The organism is Bradyrhizobium sp. 157 (assembly GCF_023073815.1).
Lineage (GTDB): Bacteria > Pseudomonadota > Alphaproteobacteria > Rhizobiales > Xanthobacteraceae > Bradyrhizobium.
Window position 1 is genome coordinate 35,642 of sequence record NZ_JADPKF010000106.1, and the last position, 6,180, is coordinate 41,821.

Here is a 6,180-nt window from a genome sequence, read left to right on the forward strand (position 1 = left end):
TCCATCCAACAGGCGCTACTGCCACATCCAGTTGTGACCCCAGTCGCCCTTCCAGCCGGCCAGCCTGCCCTTGCGAAATTGCAGATAGAGCCGGTCCTTTTTGTAGAACAGCCCGCTGCCGCCGACGTTGCGGAACGCGAGAAAGATTTCATCGCCCGGACGGCCCCTGATGTGATTGAACGGGACGCCGAGCGCGCGGGCGGCTTCATCGGCCTGCATGCCGAACGCCAGCGGGACGTTGTTCGACAGCGTATCGGTGAACGGTGGCGGGTAGGGGCCGCCGATCGGCGGCAAGTGCTGCGCGGCAGCTTGCGTGAAACTGCTTGCGATAAGAGCGAGGGCCACCGTGGCTGTCTTCATGAAGCGGCCTCCTGTGGTGCCTTGGCATCAAGGCTGTCGAGGAACGGCAGCACCGCGTCGATGAAAGCCTGCGGCTGGTCGATGTTCACGGCGTGGCCGGCAGCCGGGATCACCACCTTCTGCGCGCCGGGAATCTTGGCTGCCATGTAGTCGGAGGCGGCGAGGAACGGGGTGTCGTCGGCGCCGACCACGATCAGCGACGGCACCTTGATATCGGGCAAGGATTCAATCACGCGGGCATCGCGCTGGGTCAGCATGCCGCGCGCGGCGCGCGCCAGTCCCGACGCATCGCGATGGGTGACGCTGGAGCGTTCCCGGCCGGCCGATTTCAAAACCTCCAGGCCCTCGCGCTCGAAGCGGTCGCCGGTATCGTGCGCGCGCTTGTTCCAGACCTCGCGGGCATCGTCCTTCTTAAAGCCCGGGCCGGTGTCGATGATCAGCAGCGCGCGGACGCGACTTGGATGGGCGCGGTAGAACGCCAGCGACATGTAGCCGCCCAGCGAGAGCCCGCCGACGATTGCCTTCTCGGTGGCAACGGCGTCAAGCAGCGCCGCCATGTCGGCAACCGTCAGCGCTTCGCTATAGGCTGCGGGATCACCGGGATAATCGGATTGGCCGTGGCCGCGCATGTCCCACAATACGAGCTTGTGATGCTTCGACAAAGCCGCGATCTGGCCCTGCCACATCCCGCTGGTCGACGAATAGCCGTGGGTCAAGAGCAACGGTGGGCCGGAGCCGTGAACCTCGTAATAAATGCGGACGCCGTCGCGATCGATTGTCGGCATTGCGGTTCCTTGGGGTTCCCATGCAATTGTCGGCCTCATCCTAGCGCGATCTGATCGCGATTGGGAAATGCGGAAAGCGAGGGTGGTATCGGCGCATTGATAGGACCAGACTGCTTGTTGACGGGCAGTCTGCATTGCGCCACCGCGAACGACACGAGCATCGGCCCGCGATCTCGGCCGCTTTAACATTTCATCCCTGTACCCCTTCATGCTTCGACAGAACCGTCAGCCAAGCCGGCGAGGGTGGTTGCCGCACGAGCTCCCGCAGCAAGCATAGCGTCGGACAACGTGGGATCACTCACGGCCCTCGAAAGCTGAAGCGTTCCGATGAAGACGGCTAAAATTGCGATCGCTGTGTCCTGCGATTCGGGGATGGAGCCATTCTGCGGCAACCGTCGCGCCATCTGCTCGATGAGCGTGCGTAACCGAACCGTGTAAGCCTTCCGCACGGAGAGAGGCTGGCGGGCAATTTCGGGCAGTAGCGCCGCGGAGGCACAGCCGGTGCCGGGCCGGTCACGATGATGCTGGGACAAATAAGAACGGATCAGGTGAGCTAATGCGTCCGGCTTGGGGTCGGGTGCGGCCAGGCTTTGCAGTTGGTCGGCGAGCGCTCGCTCAAGGCCTTCCCTGACTAGGTCGCTCTTCGAGCGGAAGTGCGAGTAGAACCCGCCGTTCGTCAGTCCTGCCTCCGCCATGATCCCGGTCATTCCGGCGGCAGCAATGCCGTCCCGTCTGAACCTATTCGCTGCAGCCCTCACGATTCGCTCGTGCGAGGTCTCTTTTTGCCCCTTGGCGTAGCGCATAGTGGATCCTCCGGCCAAAAGCCTATTGCATTATGATCGTCATGTGATATTTATAGCTTAATCTAAAGGATTGTTCAATGCGTCCATGGAGGTTCTCATGCAGCAAAGCGGTAAAGTGGCGATGGTGACCGGGGCTTCCACGGGCATTGGGCTGGCGTCAGCAAAGGCCTTGCGCGAGGCTGGATTTCGCGTGTTCGGCACTAGCCGACGGATGGCCGCAAGTGGCCCCGACGGCATTGCGATGGTCGCCTGCGATGTGACCGATGACGGTTCAGTGAAGCTTGCCGTCGACAAGGTGCTCGATATGGCGGGCAGGATCGACGTTCTGGTCAACAACGCCGGAACTGGCCTGATGGGCGGGGCTGAGGAATCGTCAATCGGTCAAGCCCAGGCGCTGTTCGACGTAAACCTGTTCGGAGTCATGCGCATGAGCAATGCGGTCCTGCCGCACATGCGAGCTCGGAAAGATGGAAGGATCATCAATATAAGTTCGGTGCTTGGCCTGATACCGGCGCCGTTCTCGGCGCTCTACGCCTCCACGAAGCATGCTCTCGAAGGCTATTCGGAATCTCTCGATCACGAGGTAAGGAGCTTCGGCATCCGCGTTTGCTTGCTGGAGCCGGCGTATACCAGCACTTCCTTCGAACAGAACATGGTGCTTCCCGACCAGGCATTGGATGCGTATGTCTCGGCACGAAAACGCGCCGTCGCAGTTATGCAGGAAGTGATGAAGACGGCGGACAGGCCCGAAGTGGTCGCCAAGAGAGTGGTTGAGGCCGCGACTACAGCATCGCCTCGTCACCGGTACACGTGCGGTAAAATGGCTGGCCAGGTGAGCGTTCTGCGCCGTTTTGTTCCGGAGCGCATGTTCGACAAGAGCCTTCGTAAGCAAATGGGGCTGCCGGTATAGCCGTTTCACGCGCCCACGCTCGGCAACGTCATCTTCAACGCCTGCGGCGCGCGCATCCGCTCGTCACGGCGTACTGGATCATCCGCTTTCGCGGATGATGACAGTTGCGGGAGTAGCGTGGGTGCAGCGCATCACGAACCAGATCGTTAGAATTTTAGCGTTCACATTAGCCTATATTCACGATGCCTCTTAAGCCCCGGGGAACTCCTTATCCGCTAGCCTCGGTTGCAAGTCATCACCGCTAGGGGTCTGGGGTTTCATGACATCCGCAACCAACAAGGCTTCGACCAGGCGCCGGCTATTGCTCGCTTCGGATCGGAGCGATCAGAGCAGCGAACTCGCCAGTATTCTGCGATCCGTCGGTCAGGTCGACACCATCGCGACTTCTGACATTCCCGACAGCCCGGAACGGGACCTGGCGGGCATCGTGGTCGACATCAACCTGCGTTCCGCCGAGAGCGTACAATTGGTGCGCAACAAGCTGCGGGCCGAAGCCTATCGCGAGATGCCGCGGCTGTTCGTGCTGGCGGACGCGCTTCACCACGGATCGATGCAGGCCTGGGCGCTCGGCGCCACCGACACGATCGCACGGCCGTTCGATGCACAGGGCATCCTGCAGCGGATCCGCGCCGCGTTTCCGGACAGCGACGGCTACGACGAGACCGATCGCGGCAAGGCCCTCAACAGGGGCGTCGAGGCAGCGCATGCCGTGATGGTCAAGATCTTCGAAAAGCTTCCGGCCGGCGTTCCTCTAAAGTTCAGCGACATCATCGAGGCCGAGAGCAAGATTCTGAAGGCGATCAAGCATTCGTCCTTGCGGGAATGGCTGACGACGGTCGGCTGTCATCACACCGGCAGCTATCGTCATTGTCTCTTCGTCACCGGCTTTGCGGTGGCGTATGCGCAGCATCTCGGCATGCGCGACGATGACCAGCGCCGTCTCGCCCGCGCAGCCCTGCTGCACGACGTCGGTAAGGCGTTCATTCCGGTGGGGATCCTGGACAAGCCGGGTCCGTTGACGTTGGAAGAGATGGAAGAGATGCGCCAGCATCCGCGCCGCGGCTACGACGCGCTGTCCGCGCAAGGCGGCTTCCCGCCCGAAATGCTCGACGTGGTGCTGCACCACCACGAATTCCTCGATGGCACCGGCTATCCCAACGGGTTGAGCGGCAAGGAGATCAGCGACATCGTGAGGCTGACCACGATCGTGGACATCTACGCGGCCCTCGTCGAGAAGCGCGCTTACCGGCTGCAGTTCACCCATGCCCGGGCCTACGGCATGATGGAAGAAATGGGCGATAAGCTCGACCAGCATTTGCTGCACGCCTTCCGCCCGGTGGCGTTCGGGTATTATTGAGGGGCTGCCGGATTCCCTGGCGATCCGCGCCATTTTATGAATGGCCCGAAGAATCTGCCGCTCCGGTTCGAGGTGGATTGAATTGTCACCCGTCATTCCGGGGCGATGCGAAGCATCGAACCCGGAATCTCGAGGTTCCGGGTTCAACGCTGCGCGTTGCCCCGGAACGACGCGGAAAGCCTCACCCCAGCATCTTCCGCAATTCCGCCTTTGCCACCTTCTCCAGCGTCGAGCGCGGCATGTCGTCGACGAAATGAATTTCGCGCGGCACCTTGAAATCGGCGAGGGCGTTTCTGCAGGCGGCCATCACGGTGTCGTGCAGATCGCGAGGCGCGCCCGCCACGCCGGCTTGCGGAATGATGAAGACGACCGGCACTTCATCCAGCATCGGGTGCTTCTTCGCCACCACCGCGGCCTCGCGCACGCCCGGCACCACCGCGATCACCTGTTCGATCTCAGAGGCCGCGACGTTCTCGCCGCCGACCTTGAGCATGTCCTTGGTACGATCGCCGAACCGGATGAAGCCGTTCTCGAGCAGCGTGACGCGGTCGCCGGTGATGAAATAGCCGTGCTCGTCAAAACTCTCGCGCGTGGCTTTTTCGTTGTGCAGGTACTCGGCGAATAGCGACAGGCCGGGGATGCCCTTGATCAGGAGATTGCCGGTGCCGCCGACGGGCGTCGGCGTGCCGTCGTCTTCGACGATGCGGATCTGATATTCCGGCGCGGCGCGGCCGATCGACATCGGCGTATTGGGCTGATCGACCTCGCCGACGATGCCGTGGGTGATGGTTTCCGTCATGCCCCACCAGCCGATCGTCTTGACGCCGAAGGCAGCGAATGGCGGCGGCTCGGATACTGCGGTGCCCCAGAGCCGGAATTTGTGGTTGTTCGGAATCTCGTGTTCCAGCAGCGCCTTCATGCAGAAGGGAATCGTCGAGGTCCAGGTGCAGTTGTGCTCGAGCGCCACGCCCCAGAACCGGCTCGCCGAAAACCGCGGCTGGATCACGCATGTCGCGCCGACCCATAGCGATGCCAGCATCGAATAGGCCAGCGCGTTGGTGTGAAACAGCGGCAGATAGGTCTGGTGCACGTCGCCAGCATGCAGGTCCTCATGTGCAGCATTGATCTTGGCGCCCCACAATGCGTTGGCATGCGTCCACAGCACCGCCTTCGGCCGTGACGTAGTACCGGACGTATATTGAACGCTGCACGGCGCGAACGGATCGGCGGCGCGGCGCGGCCGGTCGGCGCTGTCGGCGAAGAGTTGCTCAAAGCTGTCGCCGCGCGGCGCGACTCGCGCCGGTGTACTGCCAGCGTCGTGCGAGATCACGGCGATCCAGCGCAGGCCGCGGCAGTTGGCCGAGATCAGTTCGGCATAGGCAGGCTGGGTGATGGCGGCAACCGCGCCGCAATGGCCGGCGAAATATTCCATCTCGGCCGCCGCCGAGCGGGTGTTGGTGGTGACCGCGATCGCGCCGAGTTCAACGCAGGCGAACCAGGCCAGCATGGCCTCGATGCAATTGTCGAGATGGATCAGAACATATTCGCCAGGCTTGACGCCGCGTTTGACCAGCCCTGCGGAAAGTTGGCCAACCCGTTCGTGAAATTCACCGTAAGACCAGCTCCGCGCCGGCGCCTCGAACGGCGCCCAGATCAGGAATGGATGGTTGCGGCGGCTTTCGGCGCGCATCCGCAGCAGCCACGGCACATCAAGCCCTGCGAACGGCCCGACAATGCCTGGGGCTGGCTGTGAGATTGGCATGGTTCCTCCCGTGCGGCTCTACGGCCGCCTTGGCTTTTGCTTGGGAGTATTTCTGCCATCGGATGGCGCGACGGGCAAATCGGGATTCTGCAGGGCTCTCTCCACGTCATGTATGGACGGCCCCCTCTCGGCAAGGGCTTTTTGGTGCTTCGGCAACGGATCGGGGAGCGGTCATGTATACGGCCTCGAGAAGCGGCCATTGA

Annotated in this window: 6 protein-coding genes; 2 read left to right on the forward strand and 4 right to left on the reverse strand. The window is 62.3% G+C overall.

Going from position 1 to position 6,180, the window contains the following annotated elements; translation table 11 throughout:
• Window positions 1–15 precede the first annotated feature (15 nt).
• The 3 genes from IVA95_RS33460 to IVA95_RS33470 all read right to left on the reverse strand — a co-directional run bounded on the left by IVA95_RS33460 (window position 16) and on the right by IVA95_RS33470 (window position 1,948).
• Entirely contained in the window at window positions 16–360 is a 345-nt protein-coding gene (locus tag IVA95_RS33460) for a hypothetical protein (protein WP_247514381.1), read from the reverse strand.
• A complete protein-coding gene (locus IVA95_RS33465) occupies window positions 357–1,145 on the reverse strand; it encodes an alpha/beta fold hydrolase (protein WP_247514382.1) in 789 nt (262 codons plus the stop codon). The genes IVA95_RS33460 and IVA95_RS33465 overlap by 4 nt, the downstream gene beginning before the upstream one ends.
• Window positions 1,146–1,351: 206 nt before the next feature.
• The gene (locus IVA95_RS33470) at window positions 1,352–1,948 is read right to left on the reverse strand and encodes a TetR/AcrR family transcriptional regulator (protein ID WP_247514383.1); all 597 of its coding nucleotides are present in this window, start codon (window positions 1,946–1,948) and stop codon (window positions 1,352–1,354) included.
• Window positions 1,949–2,045: 97 nt separating this feature from the next.
• On the opposite strand from IVA95_RS33470, the gene IVA95_RS33475 reads away from it, so the two are divergent.
• A complete protein-coding gene (locus IVA95_RS33475) occupies window positions 2,046–2,858 on the forward strand; it encodes an oxidoreductase (protein WP_247514384.1) in 813 nt (270 codons plus the stop codon).
• Window positions 2,859–3,117: 259 nt separating this feature from the next.
• Entirely contained in the window at window positions 3,118–4,215 is a 1,098-nt protein-coding gene (locus IVA95_RS33480; protein ID WP_247514385.1) for an HD domain-containing phosphohydrolase, read from the forward strand.
• A gap of 181 nt (window positions 4,216–4,396) precedes the next feature.
• Here IVA95_RS33480 and IVA95_RS33485 read toward each other — a convergent pair whose 3' ends face one another.
• Entirely contained in the window at window positions 4,397–5,977 is a 1,581-nt protein-coding gene (locus IVA95_RS33485; protein ID WP_247514386.1) for an AMP-binding protein, read from the reverse strand.
• Window positions 5,978–6,180 lie beyond the last annotated feature (203 nt).